Here is an 18,300-nt window from a genome sequence, read left to right on the forward strand (position 1 = left end):
CCTGGCGTTCAGCCCGTTAAAGTTTTAATGCTGAGATGCCGATAATCGGTATGACGACACGTTGCGCTGCGACAATAAATACCCAGCTGCGTAAGGCGTTTATTTATTCGTTGAAAACCGGCTTTTGGCTGCTTTTATTTTGCTGTGTTTTTAGTCACCACACTTTTTAACTACTGTACTGTTAATTCCATGTTATAATTATCTCGCTAGTGCAAGATACAGACGCATTGAACCTCGAAAGCACTTCGTTTAACGAGTAATAAGGAGGTTATAATGGACAGAAGTAAAGACGTCATCCAGACCCATCCGCTGGTGGGATGGGATATCAGCACCGTTGACAGCTATGACGCCATGATGATCCGCCTGCACTCGCTATCATCGCAGGACCAGAAAGAAGAAGAAGCTGACGTGGGCCCAACATACTGGCTGACAACTGACGTAGCCAGACAGTTTATCTCAATCCTCGAAGCTGGCATTGCAAAGATCGAGTCCACTGAGCAATACCTACGCGATAATCGCAAGCACTAATCATCACCATCGCGTGAAAAGGCACCCTACAGGGTGCCTTTTTCATGGGCGCACTCTTTTGATATGCTATTGAAAAAAATCGCCGTTTTGCAGGAGTGATGTCGTCATGGTTTATGATCTGATTGTGGTGGGGAGTGGTTCCGTCGGAGCTGCCGCGGGTTTCTACGCAACCCAGGCGGGCCTGTCGGTGCTGATGATCGAAAGCGCGCACCCGCCCCACAGCCAGGGGACGCATCACGGCGAAACCCGCCTGATTCGTCATGCTTACGGCGAAGGTGAACGCTACGTGCCGCTGGTGCTGCGCGCCCAGACGTTGTGGGATGAGCTGGAGCGCCAGAGCGGCGAACGCATTATGCACCGCAGTGGCATTCTTAATCTGGCGCCGGCCAGCTCGGATTTCATTCACAACGTAATCGGCAGCGCTAACCGCTGGCAGTTAGCGGTGCAGGTGTTACAGGCCGATGAGGTGCGTAAACGCTGGCCGCAGCTTAGCGTTCCGGACGGCTACGTCGGCGTGTTTGAGCCCAACTCTGGCTTCCTGAAATGCGAACAGGCGGTGCGCAGCTGGGTGCAGCTGGCGGAACAGGCTGGCTGCGCGCAGCTGTTTAACTGCCCGGTCAGCGCGATTGGCCGCGAGGGCGATCTGCAGCAGGTCACCACCAGCGATGGCGTATTCCGCGCGCGCAAGCTACTGATCAGCGCCGGCACCTGGGTCAGTCAGCTGGTGGACAATCTGCCCGTTACGCCGGTGCGTAAGGTGTTTGCCTGGTATCAGGCCGATGGGCGCTACAGCGAAAATAACCAGTTCCCCGGCTTTACGGTAGAGATGCCGGATGGCAGCCATTTCTACGGCTTCCCGGCAGACAATAATGCCCTGAAAGTGGGACGCCACGATGGCGGTCAGCCGATGCAGACGCCAGCGGACCGCAAACCGTTCGGCAGCATCGCCGCTGACGGTAACGAAGCCTTTAGCTTCCTGCGCCAGTTTCTGCCAGGCGTAGGCGTGTGCCTGCATGGTGAAGCCTGCAGCTATGACAACACGCCGGATGAAGATTTTATTATCGATACCCTGCCCGGTGAGCCTGACCGACTGATCATCACCGGCCTGAGCGGCCACGGGTTTAAATTCGCCAGCGTGCTGGGTGAACTGGCCAGCGAATTTGCGCAGAATAAACCGTTCTCCTTTGACCTCACGCCCTTCTCACTTTCGCGTTTTGCCTGATTTTGTTGCTGCCGGTGCGGAGCGCACTGGCAGTTGTTGACCTTTCCTGACACAGATTTACTTTACGCCCGCGTTTATGGCGCATTTGGTGTAGCAATACCCATTGCCGCCAGGATTAAAACTGCTATTTGCTTATCTATTCAGAATTATTGAATTACACCACCAACCTTTCGCCATATATATCGAACCCGTAAATTCAAAGTTATAGAAAAGTAAGGACGATTGATTTTCTATTTCAGGTTGTAGATTCTCATTACCACTTATTTCCTGATAACGGCTTAACTATGTGGCGTAATTCTCCACGGCATTACGGTGCGTTAACCATTGCGTTGCACTGGCTGATGGCGCTGACGATTTACGGTATGTTCGCGCTGGGTATATGGATGGTCGGACTTGGCTATTACGACGGCTGGTATCACAGCGCCCCTGAGATTCACAAAGGCATCGGCATCTTACTGTTTGCTGCTCTGCTGCTGCGCCTGTGCTGGCGCGTCATATCGCCGCCGCCGGCACCGCTCGACAGTTACTCGCCGCACGTACGCCGTGCCGCCCATGCTGCGCACTGGCTGCTGTATGGCCTGCTGCTGGTGTTGCTGATCAGCGGCTATCTGATCTCTACCGCAGACGGCAAGCCGGTCTCAGTGTTTGGCTGGTTTGAGGTACCGGCACTGTTTACCGGCGCGGGTGAGCAGGCCGATGTCGCCGGTGAGGTCCATTTATGGCTGGCGTGGGCTCTGGTGCTGTTGTCTGCCCTGCACGCCCTGGCCGCGCTGAAACACCATTTTGTCGATCGCGACATGACGCTGAAACGGATGCTCGGTTACCGCATCCCCTTAACCTCTGAAAAGGAAAAGTAATATGATCAGGAAAACCCTGCTGGCGCTCAGCGCCGCTGCCCTCTTTTCGACCAGCCTGAGTGCCAGCGCGGCTGAGTATAAGTTTGATAAAGAGGGTCAGCATGCGTTTGTTCAGTTCCGCATTCAGCATCTTGGCTACAGCTGGCTGTACGGCAGCTTTAAAGATTTTGATGGCAGCTTTACCTTTGATGAAGCCAATCCGGCCGCGGACAAGGTCAACGTGACCATCAATACCAACAGCCTCGATACCAACCATGCCGAGCGCGACAAGCATTTGCGCAGCGCGGATTTCCTCAATACCGGCAAATTCCCGCAGGCCAGCTTCAGCTCGACTGAGGTTAAAAAACAGGGCAAGGATTATAAGATCACCGGCAACCTGACGCTCAACGGCGTAACGAAGCCGATCACGCTGGATGCGCAGCTGATTGGGGAAGGCAAGGATCCGTGGGGCGGTTATCGCGCCGGCTTTGCTGCCAGCGGCGAAATCGTGCTGAAAGAGTTCAACATCAGCAAAGATCTCGGTCCGGCCTCACAAAAAGCCGAGCTGATCATTTCAGTCGAAGGTGTGCGTCAGTAATCAGCAGTACAGCCTGGCGGGCAATGCGCCAGGCTGTTAAGCCATTACTTTTTGTCCGGCGCGGGGATCGCCATGGTCATGTTGAGTAAACCGCGCGATTTATTGAACACTTTGTTGCCATTTTCACGGCCAGCGCGGCGCGCGCGCTGCTCTTCCGGCGCCAGTTTCGACTCTTCCATGCACAGCGGGCTGCAGCAGTTCTGATACTTTTCCGCACAGCTCGGGCACTGAATAAACAGCAGATGGCAGCCGTCATTAACGCAGTTGGTGTGGCTGTCGCACGGCGCACCACACTGGTGGCAGCTGGAGAGAATATCGTCAGAGATACGCTCGCCCATGCGCTCGTCAAACACGAAGTTTTTGCCTTTGAAGCGCACCGGTAAACCCTGCTCGCGCGCGCGACGGGTATATTCGATGATGCCCCCTTCAATGTGGTAAACATCATCAAAACCGTTGTGCTTCATCCACGCACTGGCTTTTTCACAGCGGATGCCGCCGGTACAGTACATGACGATTTTTTTGTCTTTCTGCGCCTGCAGCATATCCACCGCCATCGGCAGCTGGTCGCGGAACGTATCGGCTGGCACTTCCAGCGCGTTGTCGAAGTGGCCCACTTCGTATTCGTAGTGGTTACGCATATCCACAAACACCGCATCCGGATCGTCGAGCATGGCGTTGACTTCGGCCGCTTTGAGATAGTTACCGACGTTACTGGCGTCGAAGCTACCGTCTTCAATACCGTCAGCCACGATGCGATCGCGCACTTTCAGGCGCAGCACCCAGAACGATTTGCCGTCGTCATCCAGCGCGATGTTCATGCGCAGATTGTCGAGCGCCGGGTCAAAGGCATAGAGCATCGCCTTCATCGCCTCATAGCGACTGGCCGGCACGCTGATTTGCGCATTAATCCCTTCCTGTGCCACGTAGACGCGGCCGAACACCTTCAGCTGGGTTAAGGCAACATAGAGACGGTCGCGGAATGCCTGTGGATCGGCAATCTGGAAGTATTTATAAAAAGAGACTGTGGTACGCGGCTCGGTTTCGGCCAGCATACGTTCTTTCAGCTCTTTATTGGAAACGAGGTTGTGTAACACTGGCATGGTGAACACCTGTTAGCAATCAGAGTAATTTAGCGCGCATATGATACCTGAATTGAGCGTGATGCAAAGCCTCTGGTGCAATTCTCCTGCCGTCAGCCACAATCGACGGGGTTCTGCGTTGTGCTCGCCAATATCTGCGCAGAAATGCTGTTCGCCGTGCGCTGACGCACGGATGGTTGATTTCAGTCAGAGAGAAAAAATGGCATAATCCCGGCCAATTACAGAAACCGGACTCTCTGGTACACGACGCAGGACATTGATATTTCCATGACGCAACTTCCGCAATTTACCCGCGAACTCCTTCATCCACGCTACTGGCTGACCTGGCTGGGCATCGGTTTCCTCTATGTACTGGTGCTGTTGCCCTACCCGCTGCTGTACGTGACTGGCTGCGGGCTGGGACGCCTTGCCATGCGTTTTATGAAGCGTCGTGTCCAGGTTGCGCAACGCAATCTGGCGCTGTGCTTCCCGGATATGCCGACCAGCGAACGTGAAGCCATGGTGAAGCACAATTTCGAATCGGTGGGAATGGGGCTGATTGAGACCGGCATGGCGTGGTTCTGGCCGGACTGGCGTATTCGTAAATGGGTCAGCACCAGCGGCCTGGAGCACGTTACCGAGGCGCTGGCCCAAAAGCGCGGCATCCTGCTGATTGGCATGCACTTCCTGACGCTGGAGCTGGGTGCGCGCGTGTTTGGCATGTACAACCCGGGCATTGGCGTGTATCGCCCTAACGACAACAAGTTACTGGACTGGCTGCAAACCTGGGGACGCATGCGTTCCAATAAAAGCATGCTGGATCGCAAAGATCTGAAAGGCATGATTCGCGCCATGAAGAACAACGACATCATCTGGTATGCGCCCGATCACGACTACGGCCCGCGCAGCAGTGTATTCGCCCCGTTCTTTGCCGTTCAGGAAGCCGCGACCACCACCGGCACGCATATGCTGATTCGTCTGGCCAATCCGAGCGTGGTGCCGTTTCTGGTACGCCGCCTGCCGCACGGCCGCGGCTACGAACTGAAAATGATGCCGGATATCCGCCACAAATTCTCACTGGAGAGTGAACTGGATACCGCTATCGTGATGAATAAAGTGGTAGAAGAGACGGTGCTGCTGGCGCCTGAGCAGTATATGTGGCTGCATCGCCGCTTTAAAACCCGGCCTGAAGGGCAGCCTTCACGCTATTAATCGGTTGCGGGGTATTATCAATGCCCCGCGTTATTAACCGCGCATTTGCCTTAATTCACGTGATTGTCTGCGCAGTGGCGCGCTAAAAAAGGCCCAGCCAGAACTGCTATGCCTTCCACACGGCGACACTTACATCAACGAAACCCTTTACGCCGCATGCTGCTATCTTGCGCATTAATCACGGTTTTTCGCTGCTACGCCAACGCGTTCTCCCTCGCCCGCCGCTGCTTTTCAGTGCCTGAGTTTGTAAGGCAACACGCGTAAAATATGGCGGGTGCGGATCTGATTTTGATGACTTCCAGGCCTTTTCCTATTTAATTTTACTCAGGCCTGCCGTCTTGTTTACTTATCTAATAAATTTTACTGATTAAACAAGTATTTGTCTGAAAGTTAACCGCCATATTCTCTTTTGATTAAAAATTCATCTTTAATATATCTTTATGGAATTGGTTAGCCCGATTGAATCCAGTTAGTTTCGACCCTGACAGTTAGTTCGTTAACTGCGCGTTTAAAAATATAAAAAGATTACACACAGCAAATATATTCAGGACACATAATATGAATAAAGGTATCTACTACTACGTGACGATCAGTACCGATCAGGAGGGTTACCATCTGCTGCATCGGAAAGAGTGTAAACGTCTGCCGGTTAAGGAGGATATGGTGTTCATCGGTACGCTCTATAATTTAAATCAGGCTTTGGCCACCGCACGAATTAATTTTAAAAAGGTGAAACCCTGTATTAAATGCTGCATCCGTTATTCTGCACCCGTGTTACGCGAGTCGGTACGACCGGTTCTGCACTTTCCGCAAAAAATGATGTAACCGGCGCGGGTGGATGACTTTTTACCCATCCACCCCGTCATTGTTCTCTCCCGCCCTGACAGCCGCCAATTTTCGTCTATTCTTCTGTGAAATCCCTTTTTGCACTGACAAGGAGTTGCAGATGAGCCTGTATAGTACGTTAGAAGAAGCCATTGAAGCCGCACGCGAAGAGTTCCTCGCCAGCCAGCCTGAGCTGGAGCAGGATGACGCCAGCGTCAGCCAGTTTGCGCTGCAGAAGTACGTGATGCAGGATGGCGACATTATGTGGCAGGCGGAGTTTTTCGCTGATGAAGACGGCCAGGGCGAATGCCTGCCAATTTGCAGCGGTGAAGCGGCGCAGGCGGTGTTCGACGGTAATTTCGATGAAATTGAGCTGCGCCAGGAGTGGCAGTCGGAAAATACCCTGCACGAATGGGACGAAGGCGAATTTCAGCTGGAGCCACCGCGCGACCTGGAAGAAGGCGAAGCAGCGGCCGAAGAGTGGGAAGACGACGACAGTCCGTCAGACAACTGGGCGTAAGTTACTCGTACGGGCCGTGCTGAGCGTCAACCGGCAGTAGCAGCGTGTCCATCACCAGCGACAGCGGCAGATCGAGAATGGTCAGCACGCGCCACGGCCCGTCACGCACATCCCACTGCACGCCCGGATAATACTGGTTGCCGTGCCCCTGTCCGGGTACGGTCCGGCTGATAATGCTGCCACAGCCCGTCAGCAGCAAAATGGCGGCGCACAGCGCGATTAACTTCAGGCAATATTTCACTGCATTTACTCATCCTGAACTGACACCCCTGATTCTGATGTGCGTCAGTGACTGTTTAAATGTGCTCAGGAACGCTGGCACGTGTCATCGCGCCATTTTAGCTGCGGGTGCAGCTAAACCGCTATGCCTTTATGCGTAAAGATTGTGTGAGGCGCGTTGTGCCCCCCGCTGAAGCGCAGGCATAAAAAAAGCGGCATCGCTGCCGCTTTTTCATCACCGTTAGCCTGTCAGGCGCGCTGAGGCAGCGCCTGCGGGTTAAGCGTGAGTTTCTGATAACTCTCTACCCACTGATGATATTTATCCGCACTTTCCCACAAACGCGTGTGCACGCGCGCCAGCACCACCGGATCGCTGATCAGCTGCAGACGCTGTTCGCGATTCAGTTTTTCCGGCGCATCGCTCAATGCCTGATCGACGCGGCGATCGCGTGCGTGATCCAGCAGTGCGCTCTGCTTATGGCGCGATGTCGCCATCGCCGTCGCCAGCGCGTTGAATGCCGGATTGAACAGCGCATGCATGAAGCCATGCTTCAGCGCACGTTCCCGGTTCAGCTGCAGATAGTGATCGGTGTCGACCAGCTCTTTCGGCGGCTCATACTCTTCCGGGATCAGGAACAGCTTTGCACGCTTACTCTTCAGCCCGACCGTGGCACGACTCGACATCACCGAGACAAACGGCGACAGAATCAGCGAGAAGACGATTGGCGCCAGCCACCACAGGAAGTTGAGATCGAGCACGCCCATCCCGACGGCCCAGACAATGCCCAGCAGCATCTGTGAACCATGGCGACGGAACGCTTCGCTCCAGGGCGTGGCGTCATCGTCACGCTGCGGCGAGTTCCACACCACTTCCCAGCCGAGGAACGCGCTGACCACAAACACGGTGTGGAACAGCATGCGCACCGGTGCCAGCAGCACCGAGAACAGCATCTCCAGCAGCAGCGAAAGGAACAGGCGGAATGCGCCACCGTACGGTTTGGCCCCTTTAAACCAGATCAGCACCACGCTGAGCAGTTTTGGCAGGAACAGCAGCACCAGCGTGGTGGAGAACAGCGCGATGGCCAAATCCGGACGCCACTGCGGCCACACCGGGAACAGCTGACGTGGCTGCAGGAAGTAGGTCGGTTCCATCAGCGTATGCACCACCTGCAGGGCGGTCGACAACGCAAGGAACATAAACCACAGTGGCGCCGACAGGTAGGACATCACGCCGGTCAGGAACACCGCGCGGTGCACCGGGTGCATGCCTTTTACCAGGAACAGACGGAAGTTCATCAGGTTGCCGTGGCACCAGCGACGGTCACGCTTCAGCTCATCCAGCAGGTTCGGTGGCAGCTCTTCATAAGAACCCGGCAGATCGTAGGCGATCCACACGCCCCAGCCGGCACGACGCATCAGCGCCGCTTCCACGAAGTCATGTGACAGAATCGAACCGGCGAAGGAGCCTTCACCCGGCAGCGGCGCCAGCGCACAGTGTTCAATAAACGGCTGCACGCGAATGATGGCGTTGTGCCCCCAGTAGTGCGATTCGCCCAGCTGCCAGAAGTGCAGACCAGCGGTAAACAGCGGCCCGTAAACGCGGGTGGCGAACTGCTGACAGCGCGCATACAGCGTATCCATGCCTGACGCTTTTGGCGACGACTGGATAATACCGGCGTTCGGGTTCGCTTCCATCATGCGCACCAGACCGGTGAGACACTCACCGCTCATCACGCTGTCAGCGTCCAGCACCACCATGTAGCTGTAGTTGCTGCCCCAGCGACGGCAGAAGTCATCGATGTTGCCGCTTTTACGCTTCACGCGGCGGCGACGACGGCGATAGAAGATCTTGCCTGCCCCACCGACATCCCGCACCAGCTCCATCCACGCTTTTTGCTCGGCGATGGCGATGTCGGCATCGTAGCTGTCGCTCAGGATGTAAACGTCGAAATGCTCCGCGTTACCGGTGCGTTTCACCGACTCCCAGGTGGCGCGCAGACCGGCGAACACGCGTTCCACGTCTTCGTTACAGATTGGCATGATCAGCGCGGTGCGATGTTCCGGATTGAGCGGCTCATCCCCGGTGGTCGAGTACGAGATGCTGTACTTATCGCGGCCGATCAGCAGCTGCAGGAAGCCCATCAGCGCGGTCCAGAAACCGGCCGATACCCAGCAGAACAGGATGGCAAACAGGAACAGGATGCCGGTCTGCAGAATATACGGCAGGATCAGCTCCACCGACTGCAGCCAGTTCTGGTTAAACAGCTCGACCGGATCGAGCAGCGTCCAGCCCTGATACGGCAGAATGGTTTTCATGTACCAGGTGGCGACCACGGTCTGCAGAATGGTCAGAATCAGCAGCACGTAGCGACGCATGGAACCCACGTGGCGCCATTTGTCTTCCGCTTTCTGCTCTTCCACCGTGGCATAGCGTGGGTTGCCTTTCTGCCCGCGCAGGGAATCCCAGGCGCGCGCGATCGGGTTAGTCCGCCAGGCTTCCGGGAACATCAGCGAACGCTTCACCGGCGGCATCGCCTTCAGCGTGGTGCGGTCGAGATAATCTTTACTGAGCTGCTGGCCATCGGCGAGCGAATCCGGCCACGCCATGGATACGCGCGAAGAGACCGATTTCAGCGGCGCATCGTCCGGCCGTTCGCTGGCGGCGATATCCTGCCCCAGCGCGCTGTGAATGGCATGAAACGCCTGCGCATTCTGCAGCGAGGCGCTGAGCGTGGCGCGTGCTGCCGCATCAAGCGGCAGCGCCTCCACGTAAGATTGAGGTAAATAAGTCGATTTATTCATTGGCAGGTAACTGATAGCTCCAGGTTTCCGTCAATGTCTTGTCGCCGCTCACCAGCGCCGCACGCATTTCGGTCGGCTGCTTGTTGTCTTTGACGCGCAGACGCAGCACCAGACGCCAGCCTTTGGTGACCGGGTTGTAGCGTACGCTCTGCTCGACCACGTCGGCGTTGTTACCGACGCTGACCTGCGGCGCCACCTGGGTGTTTTCCGGCAGCTTGCTCATCGCTTTACCAACAAAGTCCACGGTAAAGGCGATGGAACCATCCGGCTGACGCACCAGGTTAGACTGCTTCACATCGCCCGCAGAACGCAGCGTGTCTTTCACCCAGGCCACATCGTCCTGGTGCAGCTGGTTTTCATCACGCGTAAAGTGCAGACGATATTTGAAGTTCATCTCTTTGCCTGGCTCTGGCAGGCTCTCCGGCGTCCAGAAGGCCACGATGTTATCGTTGGTTTCATCTGCCGTCGGGATTTCCACCAGCTCTACGCGGCCTTTGCCCCAGTCGCCCTGCGGCTCAACCCAGCCGCTTGGACGCAGATCATAGCGGTCGTCCAGGTCCTGGTAATGGCTGAAGTCACGGCCACGCTGCAGCAGACCGAAGCCTTTCGGGTTTTCGATGGTAAAGGTGCTGACCGCCAGGTGTTTCGGGTTATTGAGCGGACGCCAGATCCACTCGCCATTTCCGGCGTGAATCGACAGGCCGTTCGAATCATGCAGCTCCTGACGGAAGTTGCTGACCGGCGACGGCTGGTTAGCGCCAAACAGGAACATACTGGTGAGTGGGGCTACGCCGAGTTTGCCGACGTTGTCACGCAGATACACTTTAGACTGCACGTCCACGGTGGACTCTTTGCCCGGCTGGATCACAAAGCGATAAGCACCGGCGGCGCGCGGAGAATCCAGCAGCGCATAAATCACCAGCTGTTTATCCTGCGGCTTCGGCCGCTCGATCCAGAACTCTTTAAAGCGCGGGAACTCCTCACCGGAAGGCAGCGCGGTATCAATCGCCAGACCACGCGCCGACAGGCCATACACCTGGCCTTCGCCAATCACGCGGAAATAGCTGGCACCCAGGAAGCTGGTGATCTCATCGTCTTTACCCTTTTTATTTAAAGGATACAGCACTTTGAAACCGGCAAAACCGAGGTTTTTCACCGCATCGGCATCGTGTTTCACGTTGCCGAAATTGAAGTAGTCAGGGTTATATTTGATTTCACGTACCGAAGACGCGGTGACTTCATTGATTTTCACCGGCGTGTCGAAATACATGCCCTGATGATAGAACTCGAGCTTAAACGGCGTGCGCAGTTTGCCCCAGTATGCTTTGTCGTGGTTAAACTGGATCTGCTGATAGTCAGCAAACTTCATTTCACGAAACTGAGAGGGTAAATTGCTTTTTGGCGCTTCAAAACCTTTCCCTGCCAGCGCCTTAGCTTGCTTTGCCACATCATCAATGTTGAACGCCCAGCTATTGTTGGCGTACAACGCCAGCAGAACTGCTGCGCCTACCCAGCGCATCTTCACCAGCCCGCCATTATTCTTCACTTTAGTCAGCACATCCCCCCCTTTCGTGTGCTTAGATCAAACCCATTTATCTTAAAGGATTATTCGGTTTTCCGACAGCTTATGTAAAAGATTGTTCCCCTGATTCGTAAGCCGAAAGTGTACTTTTCGGATAATTAAACCCGGAAGATTAAGAAACAGATTCACCTGATAGTATACGCTGTTTACAGCCGGTAGAATTTCGTCCGGCATAATCCGGTTTCAGGGTGAAACCGGCAAGTAAACTGACAAACCGGAAGCTTATGAGTTCAGCAAAACCCGAACGTGAATATTTCCTCGACTCGATTCGAGCGTATTTAATGCTGCTGGGCGTGCCTTTCCACGTCTCGCTGATTTACTCGACCCAACGCTGGTCGGTTAACAGCCAGGACGCCTCACTGTGGCTGACGGTGCTGAATGATTTTATTCACGCCTTCCGCATGCAGGTGTTCTTTGTTATTTCAGGTTATTTCTCGTATATGCTCTATCTGCGCTATCAGCCCAACCGCTGGCTGAAGGTGCGGCTGGAGCGCGTCGGCATTCCGCTGTTAACCGCGGTGCCGCTCATTACCCTGCCGCAGTTTTTTATGCTGAAAAATCTCACCAGCAAAGTCGGCGACTGGGCAAACTTCTCGCTGTATGACAAGTACAACGCGCTGATGTGGGATCTGATTTCGCACCTGTGGTTTTTACTGGTACTGGTGATTCTCACCGCGTTTGGCATGCTGAGCTTCCGCTGGCTGCGCGATCAGCAGCGCCGCATCGATTATCAGCAGGTTGGCTGGGGCAAGCTGACGCTGGCCCTGCTGGCCTATGCGCTGGTGTGGTGCGCCTTCCGCCGGCTGATTTTCCACTTTGCTCCCGCGCTGTTAATGGATGGCCTGTTCAGCATTGCGGTTATGCAGTCGCTGTTCTTCCTGCCGTTCTTTATGCTGGGTGCGCTGAGCTGGAAACATCAGGCGCTGAAAGCGCTGTTTGTGCGTTTTAATCCGGTGATGTGCTTTGGTGCCATTGCGGTGTTTATCGCGTACAGCCTGAATCAGCGCTACAGCAGCGGTGAAGGCTGGCTGTACGAGCTTGATGCCATCATTTCTACGCTGATGGGCTTGTGTATGCTGAACGTCTGCTTCAGCTTCGGCCACAAGCTGCTGAACAGCCACTCGCCGCGCATTATGTATCTGGTGAACGCGTCGCTGTTTATTTATCTGGTGCACCATCCGCTGACCATCCTGTACGGCATCTACGTTACGCCACACATCAGCAGTAATACGCTGGGCTTCTTTGTCGGCCTGCTGATGGTGTTTGGCGTTGCCTTTGCCCTGTACGAGATTCATCTGCGTATCCCGCTGCTGCGCTTTTTATTCTCCGGCAAGCCGCAGCGCAAACCAGAGACCTCCGCGCAGACGTAACGGCGTACTTACCCGCCGGGCTGCGCGCGGTGCAGCCCGGCTATAGCAGCCACTCCACCGGCAGACGCCATACCAGCCGCACCAGCAAACGCTGCAATAGCGTGCACTGCGGCTCGTGCTTATGCACCACTTCCCGCGCTTCGCCGCTGTACTCCACCCAGTTAACGCGGCCCCACTTATCCAGTCGCAGTGCCCAGGCGCGGTCGCGCATGCCGCTGCTGAAGCGCTGATGGGTCTGCTGCGCCAGCGCTTCGCTCTCAATCACCAGCCCCATCTCCGTATTCAGCACCGCCGAACGCGGATCGAAATTAAACGAGCCAATAAACACTTTGCGGTTATCGACGGTGAAAGTCTTGGCGTGCAGGCTGGAGCCGGAATTCCCGGTCAGGCCGCGATCGTGCGGGGCATCCGCGGCATTGGCCTGCGGCTTCAGTTCGTAGAGCGCAATGCCGTGACGCAGCAGCTTCTTGCGCCAGCGCGCATAGCCGGCGTGAACCACGGTGACATCATTGGCGGCCAGCGAGTTAGTTAAGATGGCGATCTTAACGCCCCGCCGCTTCAGCGCCAGCAGCTGCGCCACGCCGGCACGGGTCGGGACAAAATAGGCCGAGATGATATCGAACTGCTGCTGCGGCGTGCCGATCACCTCCAGCATGCGCTGCGGCAGCAAAGAGGAGCGCTTCGCTTTGCCCAGCCCTTTGCGCGGATCGTCACTTAACAGCCGCGTGTGTGCCCAGGTCATGCTCAACGAGCCCTGCTCCAGCTGGCTGACAAACGAAGATTTCTCCAGCCGCGCCAGATAGCGCTGCACCGCCTCGCTCTGCTGCCACTCCGGCGGTAAACGCACCGCTTCATGCGGCGGTGCGCCGGTGTCCACGACGCTGCGCAATGGCGATACCGCTTTGCTGTGCCAGTAGCGGGCGAAATCTTCCGCCACTTCATCTACCGCCGGTCCCAGCGCCAGCACGTCGAGATCGGTAAACAGCGGCTCATTGCCGGTGCCAAAATATTCGTCGCCGATGTTACGGCCACCCACCAGCGTTACCGCGCCGTCCACGGTCAGGCTTTTGTTGTGCATCCGGCGATTCAGGCGGGCGAAGTCAGTCAGATAGCCCAGCGCGCGCAGGGTTCGAAACGAGAAGGGATTAAACAGCCGCACGGCGATATTCGGATGCCGATCGAGTTCGGCCAGCGTTTCATCCAGCCCGGGCGTATTGTTGTCATCCAGCAGCAGGCGCACCTGCACGCCGCGCTCCGCCGCATCCAGCAGCGCGCTGAACAGCAGGCGTCCCGACATGTCGTTGTGCCAGATGTAATACTGGACGTCGATGGTGTGCTGCGCCATGCCCATCAGCAGATAGCGTGCCGCAAACGCATCCAGCCCATCGTTCAGCGGATGAATGCCGCTCAGTCCCGGATGACGGGCACATTGCTGTTGCGCATGTTCTCTCAGCCCGTCGCCTGGCCGTTCGCGTGAGGAACGCAGTGCCGCTTCGCTCATACTCAATCCCTGCTTACCCTGAAGCTGTTATTGTTGGTATCACCGCACGTAAAGGCAATCAGAGCCGTCTACTTCCGCGTCGGGTGCGGCGTTAATTTAGTCTAGACTTAGCCAGGCGTTCTGCATCCGGCGTTCTTCGTGAGGAGAAGATCATGACTCAGCTATCCCCGCGCCATCAGCCCCGGCTATTTCGCAGCTTTTTTCAGGGCAGCTTCCCCTGCTCTACCGCCTGCCGCAGCGGCGGGCGACGACTGGATATGGTCATCAGTAGCGGCCACGACATGCTGCTGGAGAAAGATTACGCCGCGCTGGCGCAGGAGGGATTGCGCACCGCGCGCGACGGCGCCCGCTGGCACCTGATTGAAGCCACGCCAGGTGAATACGACTGGCGCACCTTTCTGCCGATGATTCACGCGGCGGCGCGCCATGATTTACAAATCATCTGGGAGCTGGCGCACTTTGGCTACCCCGATCATCTCGATATCTGGAAGCCGGCGTTTGTGGAGCACTTTGGCCGCTTCGCGCGCGCCATGGCTCAGCTGATGCGGGATGAGGGCGTGGAGCAGCCGTTCTTTACGCCTATCAATCAGATATCCTTCTGGTCCTGGGCCGGCGCCGATGTCTCGTGGCTCGATCCCTACGCCAGCGCGCGTGGTCGCGAACTGAAACGTCAGCTGGTGCGCGCCTCGCTGACGGCCATGCACGCCATTCGCGACGTCTATCCGGACGCCCGCTTCGTGCTGACCGACCCGCTGGTGCAGATCGCCGCCGATCCGCATAACCCCGACAGCAAACCCTATGCCGACAGCCAGCATCAGGCGCAGTTTGAAGCCTGGGACTGGCTGGCAGGACGCGATGCGCCGGAGCTGGGTGGTCAGCCCGATTTTCTCGACATCCTGGGGCTGAACTATTATCCCGACAACCACTGGTTCTTCTCCGGCGACACCATTCCGCCCGACCACCCGCAGCGTCAGCCGCTGCACCGGCTGCTGATGCAGTGCTGGCAGCGTTATCAGCGCCCGCTGTTGCTGGCAGAAACCGGCGCGGAAGGCGACGCGCGCGCGCCCTGGCTGCGGCATGTCAGTGATGAAGCGCGGCTGGCCTTAGCGCAGGGCGTGGCGCTGGAAGGCATTTCGCTCTATCCGGTGGTGGAGTATCCGGCGTGGGCCGACGATCGGCGCTCGCCTGGCGCGCTGTTTGGTCTGGGCGATCCCAATGGCAATCGCACCCTGCACGAAGCGCTGGCGCTGGAGTTACGCAGTCAGCAGATTAAATGGCGCACTCAGGATTAAGAGTGCTGCACCGGGCTGGCGGTTTTGGGCGGGCAGGTTTGTACATCCAGTGACGGATCGGCTGGATGGCGCACGTCCGTCAGCCAGGTCATAGTGAAAAGGAACACTACGCCGATCAGGCAGGCGGAAAGCAGTCCAATGATGGCGATCAGTTTGTCATCCCGGGATTCCATCGACATCTCCTTGCGGGCGTCCGTAGTCGGTTGCTGGCCTCAGCTCATCCATAATGTAAGCATCAGGACGAAGATTATAAGGGTAACCGAGGTCACTGCAAGTACCACAATGGCGAAGTGCGCATCATCCAGCGGTTGCCGTAAAGGTTCGTCGTGATCGTCAGGTGGCGCGGGTGAACTCATGATGACTCAACAGGAAAGAGGCGTTTTCAGCGGGATTGCCGCACAGAGTGTAATGGAATAGCGGCCAACGTACAGCACTATTTCTGGCGGAAAAGACCACGGAGCGTCACTACGCCCCGTGGTGGCCGCTTAGAAATCGTAGCTCATGCTGATTTTCAGCGTGCGCGGGTCGCCCTGCGCGAGATAGGTGCCGGTGTCATCAACGTTTGACCAGTACTTCTCATTGGTGACGTTTTCGACCGCCACGCGCCACACCAGATCGTTCTGATTCACCTTCATGCGGTAACGCATACCAAGATCCAGCGTGGTATAGCTGTCCAGCTTGAGGGTGTTGGCCGAGTTGGCATACTGAGAGCCGCTGTGGTTGAGCAGCGCCGTCGCCGTCAGACCCTCCACCGGCTTGATGTCATACTCCGCGCCCAGCGCGTAGGTGTAGCGCGGCACGCCGATCGCCTGTTTGCCATCGTAAGTGCCGCCGGCGGTTTTCTTCATCACCGGATCGATCCAGGTGGCGCTGGCGTTGAGGCGCAGGCCCAGCACCGGCTCACCAAACACGTTGGCTTCCACGCCGCGATGGCGCTGCTCGCCATCCATGACGTAGACATTGTCACTGTTGATCAGGCCGGACGGTTTCTGGATTTCAAACAGCCCCAGCGAGCCGCCGATGCGGCCGAAATCCGTTTTCACGCCGATCTCATTCTGCTTCGAGTGCGCCACGCCGGTCACAGTGCCATAGTTGACGGCGTCTTTAGGGGCCACTTCACCAGGCTGCAGCGCTTCCGTATGGTTCGCGTACAGCGCCACTTCTTTCCACGGCTTGTAGACCACGCCGTACGTTGGCATCCAGCGGTCGTTGGTGAAGCGCGAATCAACGCTTTCCGCGCCGGTGTTGTAGTTATAGCTGCGCACCACCACTTTCTGATGGCGTGCACCGACGGTCACCAGCAGCGTATCGTCCAGTAATCCGAGCGTATCGCTCAGCAGATAGCCCTGGGTGCGGGTGCGTGACGTGGTAAGCGGATCGGAGAACTTGCCGCCGGCGAAGGTGGCCGCCGGTTCCGCCACGTCACCGCTGTGGTAGATATTAAACGGCGTGCCCACCAGCGACATGTCGTAGGCATTTTTCGCATTGGTGGTCAGCGCCGAGTAACCCACGTTGACTTTATGACTGACGAGACCGGTGTGGAACTCACCGCGCAGCCCCACCATGCCGCTCATGTTGTCCTGAATACGGTTGGAGTAGAAGCTACTGATGGTGCCGTCACCGTTGCTGTTGGTAATAGTCGGCGCGCCGTAGTTGCCGGTTTCATGAGCGTGCTGTGCGCCGAGACCGGCATAGGCCGTCCAGCTGTCGGTAATATCGTATTCTGCTTTGGCGATACCGAATTCAGATTCCATATCGCTGTACACCCATTTCTGGCTGTAGTTATGCGAATTTGACGGCACCGCCGGGATCACCCCGGCGCTGGCGAATTTCACGCCCTGTAAGCCGTCATGGAAGGTTTTCTTCTGATAGCCAACGTCCAGCGAGGTGCGCAGCCGATCGCCGCGATAATCAAGACCAACCGAGGCCGCCGTGGTGCGTTTTTTCTCGCCGTCAACGCCGGTTTCGCCCTCGCGATGCACGGCGTTAACCCGCACGCCAAACTGATTGTTATCGCCAAAGCGACGCCCCACATCCAGCGTTCCGCCAACCTGAGACGAGGAGGTGTAATCGAGGCCAATGCGATTGATCGGCGTATCTTCGGCATGTTTCGGCTCGAGGTTAATCATACCGCCGACGCCGGAACTGGCTGCGCCATTAACCAGACTGTTCGCGCCTTTGAAGATCTCCACACGATCGATCAGCGAAGCGTCCATCACCTGGCGCGGCACCACGCCCGGCAGACCGCCGAAAGTCATATCATCGCCGTCGAGAGTGAACCCCCGAATGCGGTAAGTTTCAGCAAAATTGCCGTAACCTTTGACGTTCTGCACGCCCGCATCGTTGCGCACCACATCGGCGATGGTTTGCGCTTGCTGGTCCTGAATCATTTTTGCCGTATAGCCGATGACGTTGAACGGCACGTCCATGGCGTTTTGCTCGCCCAGCATGCCGAGGCGACCGCCGTGGGCAATCTGGCCGTCGAGAAAGGCCGGTACTAAGTCGTTGCCGCCGGGTTTGAATTCACTCTGCGGCGTGGCGGTGACGGTCAGCGTCTGCTGTTCGTTAGCGCCCTGAGGTGCGTTACTGGTGTTAGTGGTAGCAGCCATCACTGGCAAACAACCGGCGCTGACCAGCATGGCCAGCAGCGTCGGTTTCATTCCGGGATTGAAAGGCGTTCTGCGCATGGTTATCCCCTGATGTAAATTATACTG

Annotated in this window: 16 protein-coding genes; 9 read left to right on the forward strand and 7 right to left on the reverse strand. The window is 56.7% G+C overall.

What is annotated here, in order from left to right:
* Positions 1-273: 273 nt before the first annotated feature.
* The 4 genes from bssS (at position 274) to E7738_RS06985 (ending at position 3,184) form a co-directional block, all read left to right on the forward strand.
* Positions 274-528: a biofilm formation regulator BssS gene (gene bssS / locus E7738_RS06970; protein ID WP_021506436.1), complete on the forward strand. Its 255-nt coding sequence runs from the start codon at positions 274-276 to the stop codon at positions 526-528.
* Between the two features lie 106 nt (positions 529-634).
* Entirely contained in the window at positions 635-1,750 is a 1,116-nt protein-coding gene (gene solA / locus E7738_RS06975; protein WP_394516232.1) for an N-methyl-L-tryptophan oxidase, read from the forward strand.
* Positions 1,751-2,034: 284 nt separating this feature from the next.
* On the forward strand, positions 2,035-2,607 hold the full coding sequence (locus E7738_RS06980) for a cytochrome b (protein ID WP_021506438.1): 573 nt from the start codon (positions 2,035-2,037) through the stop codon (positions 2,605-2,607).
* Between the two features lies 1 nt (position 2,608).
* Positions 2,609-3,184 carry a YceI family protein gene (locus E7738_RS06985; RefSeq protein WP_021506439.1) on the forward strand — a complete coding sequence of 192 codons (576 nt, stop codon included), beginning with the start codon at positions 2,609-2,611 and terminating at the stop codon, positions 3,182-3,184.
* 44 nt (positions 3,185-3,228) lie between these two features.
* On the opposite strand, the gene E7738_RS06990 is transcribed toward E7738_RS06985, so the two are convergent.
* On the reverse strand, positions 3,229-4,284 hold the full coding sequence (locus tag E7738_RS06990) for an oxygen-dependent tRNA uridine(34) hydroxylase TrhO (protein WP_021506440.1): 1,056 nt from the start codon (positions 4,282-4,284) through the stop codon (positions 3,229-3,231).
* Between the two features lie 267 nt (positions 4,285-4,551).
* Between E7738_RS06990 and E7738_RS06995 the strand changes: the two genes are divergently transcribed.
* The 3 genes from E7738_RS06995 (at position 4,552) to E7738_RS07005 (ending at position 6,820) form a co-directional block, all read left to right on the forward strand.
* Positions 4,552-5,475, forward strand: a complete 924-nt coding sequence (locus E7738_RS06995) for a Kdo(2)-lipid IV(A) acyltransferase (RefSeq protein WP_152391125.1) — start codon at positions 4,552-4,554, stop codon at positions 5,473-5,475.
* A gap of 558 nt (positions 5,476-6,033) precedes the next feature.
* Positions 6,034-6,300 (forward strand): hypothetical protein, encoded by a 267-nt coding sequence (locus E7738_RS07000; RefSeq protein WP_021506442.1) that lies wholly within the window; start codon positions 6,034-6,036, stop codon positions 6,298-6,300.
* Positions 6,301-6,421: 121 nt separating this feature from the next.
* Positions 6,422-6,820 carry a MysB family protein gene (locus tag E7738_RS07005; RefSeq protein WP_021506443.1) on the forward strand — a complete coding sequence of 133 codons (399 nt, stop codon included), beginning with the start codon at positions 6,422-6,424 and terminating at the stop codon, positions 6,818-6,820.
* A gap of 1 nt (position 6,821) precedes the next feature.
* Here the strand turns inward: E7738_RS07005 and E7738_RS07010 are convergent, their stop codons facing one another.
* From E7738_RS07010 to E7738_RS07020, 3 genes are all read right to left on the reverse strand, one after another.
* On the reverse strand, positions 6,822-7,061 hold the full coding sequence (locus E7738_RS07010; protein WP_021506444.1) for a YceK/YidQ family lipoprotein: 240 nt from the start codon (positions 7,059-7,061) through the stop codon (positions 6,822-6,824).
* 227 nt (positions 7,062-7,288) lie between these two features.
* The gene (mdoH, locus tag E7738_RS07015; protein WP_088516455.1) at positions 7,289-9,841 is read right to left on the reverse strand and encodes a glucans biosynthesis glucosyltransferase MdoH; all 2,553 of its coding nucleotides are present in this window, start codon (positions 9,839-9,841) and stop codon (positions 7,289-7,291) included.
* Positions 9,834-11,369, reverse strand: a complete 1,536-nt coding sequence (locus E7738_RS07020) for a glucan biosynthesis protein G (RefSeq protein ID WP_182688977.1) — start codon at positions 11,367-11,369, stop codon at positions 9,834-9,836. Before E7738_RS07020 ends, mdoH begins: the two co-directional genes overlap by 8 nt.
* Positions 11,370-11,647: 278 nt before the next feature.
* Between E7738_RS07020 and mdoC the strand changes: the two genes are divergently transcribed.
* Positions 11,648-12,793: a glucans biosynthesis protein MdoC gene (mdoC, locus tag E7738_RS07025; RefSeq protein WP_021506447.1), complete on the forward strand. Its 1,146-nt coding sequence runs from the start codon at positions 11,648-11,650 to the stop codon at positions 12,791-12,793.
* Positions 12,794-12,833: 40 nt separating this feature from the next.
* Here mdoC and E7738_RS07030 read toward each other — a convergent pair whose 3' ends face one another.
* Positions 12,834-14,294 carry a phospholipase D-like domain-containing protein gene (locus E7738_RS07030; protein WP_021506448.1) on the reverse strand — a complete coding sequence of 487 codons (1,461 nt, stop codon included), beginning with the start codon at positions 14,292-14,294 and terminating at the stop codon, positions 12,834-12,836.
* A gap of 152 nt (positions 14,295-14,446) precedes the next feature.
* Here E7738_RS07030 and E7738_RS07035 point away from each other — a divergent pair, with 152 nt between their 5' ends.
* Positions 14,447-15,586 (forward strand): beta-glucosidase, encoded by a 1,140-nt coding sequence (locus tag E7738_RS07035; RefSeq protein WP_127833908.1) that lies wholly within the window; start codon positions 14,447-14,449, stop codon positions 15,584-15,586.
* Here the strand turns inward: E7738_RS07035 and E7738_RS07040 are convergent.
* Positions 15,583-15,759 (reverse strand): hypothetical protein, encoded by a 177-nt coding sequence (locus E7738_RS07040; RefSeq protein WP_021506450.1) that lies wholly within the window; start codon positions 15,757-15,759, stop codon positions 15,583-15,585. The two genes, E7738_RS07035 and E7738_RS07040, sit on opposite strands and share 4 nt — an antisense overlap.
* Positions 15,760-16,071: 312 nt before the next feature.
* Positions 16,072-18,273, reverse strand: coding sequence for a TonB-dependent receptor (locus tag E7738_RS07045; RefSeq protein ID WP_394516233.1), 2,202 nt, complete (start codon positions 18,271-18,273; stop codon positions 16,072-16,074).
* Positions 18,274-18,300 lie beyond the last annotated feature (27 nt).

The organism is Pantoea sp. SGAir0430 (genome assembly GCF_043549295.1).